This window comes from Haladaptatus sp. W1 (assembly GCF_001723155.1).
GTDB classification, from domain to species: domain Archaea; phylum Halobacteriota; class Halobacteria; order Halobacteriales; family Haladaptataceae; genus Haladaptatus; species Haladaptatus paucihalophilus.
The window spans coordinates 1-2,658 of record NZ_MEIH01000232.1 but is presented as its reverse complement, the minus strand read 5'-3'; the positions used below and the strand labels follow the sequence as shown (position 1 = coordinate 2,658).

General features: G+C 66.2%; 1 protein-coding gene and 1 pseudogene. Both read left to right on the top strand.

The genetic code is table 11. The features are described 5' to 3' along the window. On the top strand, positions 1-233 hold a 233-nt coding region (locus tag BG842_RS10410), incomplete at its 5' end, for a hypothetical protein (protein ID WP_069450678.1). Positions 234-418: 185 nt separating this feature from the next. After that, positions 419-2,658 (top strand): annotated as a pseudogene (locus BG842_RS10405) (MMPL family transporter); the annotation flags it as partial.

The window sequence follows — 2,658 nt, the reverse complement described above, 5'->3', positions numbered from 1 at the left end:
CGCTCGGACTCGGCGGGGTCGTCACTCTACTCGCCTACCGCGCCTACGAGCGCACGCAGTTCGCGGGGCTTCGCTACTTCGCCATCGGGTTGTTCATCATCACCGTCGGGACGGTGCTGGTCGGCGTTTTCCACCACTTCCTCCACGTCCAACTCACGATGGGGATGCTCCTCGAAAGCTCCATCATCTGCGTCGGGTTCGGCGTCATGGTCGTCGGACTGTACGGGCAATAGCGGCGTTTTCGTCCGTTCACACACCGGTTTCCCTCCACGTTTCGAGGTTGTCCCACGTTGTGGGACCTCACCATCGGTTCTTGTTCGATGCCTGTGGAGACTATCGTAATGAGAGTCACGACTGAAGGTACCCTCACGTTCGACGTGCCGCACCGACGACCCGCTTCGGGACCGCGTGGTGACCGATGAAGCGGACGGTAGCGGAACGGTTCGCGGACACCATCGTCGAGCGGAGTCGGCTCGTTATCGGCCTCTTGCTCCTCGTCTCGGTGGTCGTGGGTGCGGGCGCGGTCATCGGCGAAACGGGCGACGCGCCCATCGGCCAAGCCGGAACCACGTCGCAGGAACAGAAAGCCCTCGACGAAATCGGGGCGACATACGGGACGAACGACGCGATAGTAAGCCAAGTCGTCGTGAGAAACGAGGACGGAAACGTCCTCTCCCGCGAGTCCTTGCTACGAAGTCTCCGTCTCCAACGCGAGATACGAAACGACGACTCCATCAACGGGACGCTCCGCGCCGACCGCGGACTCGTCGGCATCGAGAACGTCGTCGCAACCGCCGCGTACGCCGAGGACGTGCGACGGCAACGGGCCAACTCGTCGAAGAACGGGTCCGGGACGAACGCCGGTACTCCGGCGACCCGTCCACCGTCGCCGACGTTGGACCAGCAGATACGCGCGCTCGAAACGCGCTCTCCCGCCGACGTCCGGTCCCTCGTCGGAACGGTGCTCGATTCCGACGCGACCACTCCGGGAACCGACCCGACGGAGTTCCTCTCCTCGAACTACGAACCGGGGACGACGAGCGCCGACGCACGGATTACGTTCGTCTTCCAGCGAGGAACGGACGACTCGGAAGCCGCGACTCAAGCCGCGTACGACGCGCAGGTGGCCATCGAGTCGCTGGTCGATTCGCGCTTCGACGACGCGTTCGTCTTCGGGCAGGGAATCGTCGATGACGCCTCGTCGCGGGCCATCGGCGACAGTTTCATCATCATCACGCCGGTCGCCCTCGTCCTGTTGCTCATCGCGCTCACCCTCGCCTACCGCGACCTCGTGGACGTGCTCATCAGCGTCTTCGGCGTCGGTGTCGTGATGGTGTGGCTCAGCGGCGCGCAGGCGTGGCTCGGAATTCCGTCGAGTTCGCTCCTCATCGCGGTTCCGTTCCTCCTCATCGGGTTGAGCCTCGACTACTCGCTGCACGTCGTCATGCGGTACCGCGAGGCGCGGACCGGTGCCCTCGATACCGACGATTCGGATACCGACCGACGGTCTCCGGCGATGGCGATGCGGTCGGGGCTCTCGGGAGTCATCCTCGCGCTGGTCATCGCGGCGTTTACGACCGCCATCGGGTTCTTCTCGAACTACGTCAGTCCGCTGGCGTCCATCCGCGACTTCGCGCTCCTGAGCGGCACCGGCATCATCGCCATGTTGGTCGTTTTCGCCGCGCTCGTCCCGGCGGTCAAACTCGAAGTCGAACGCTTCTTCGACCGCCGCGGCCGTCCCCGCTTGCGTTCGGCGTTCGGCGTCGGTGACGGGCCGATTCGGCGCGCACTCTCGGGTACCGCGAACCTCGCCCGACGGGCACCCGTCGTCGTCCTCGTCGTCGCCGTCCTCCTCGCGTCGTCCGGTGTCTACGGCGCGACGGGCATCGATACGGAGTTCAACCAAGCCGATTTCATCCCGCAGGACGCCCCCGCGTGGATGCACTCGCTCCCCGAACCATTCGCGCCCGACCAGTACGACGTGAGCGCCAACCTCGCGTACCTGAGCGATAACTTCCGGCAGCGCGGTGAAGGGTCGGAGGCGCAGATACTCGTCCGTGGGACCGTCACCGACCCGAAATCGCTCGCGGCGCTCGATGCGGCGACGACGACTGCAACGGAACGCGGCGGGCGGAACGGCACCATCGTCTTGCGGCCGGACGGGTCGGCCGCCGTCGAAAGCCCCGCGACGATCCTGCGCGACGTGGCCGCCACGAACGATACGGTGGCCGCGGCAATCGACGACCGCGACCGTGACGGCGACGGACTCCCGGACGAAGACGTCGCGGCGGTCTACGACCGGTTGTACGACGCAGCCCCGAACGCGCGGCGACGGTCCTCTACCGGGACGCGAACGGGTCGTACGAATCCGCACGCGTTATCGTCGGAATCGCAGGCGACGCCTCGGCGCAATCGAGCGCGAGCGATGCCCGCGCCGTCGCCACCGCGGTCGAACGAGGTGCCCCCGTCACGGCGATTGCGACCGGTCAGCCGGTCGTTACCGCCGTCGTCCAGAGCGCGCTGTTCGAGACGCTCGTCGAGGGATTCTCCATCACGCTCGGCGTCATCCTCGTGTTCCTCGTCGGGCTGTACTGGTGGCGATACCGTGCACCCGAACTCGGTGCGGTGCTCCTCGTTCCCGTCCTCATCGCGCTCGCG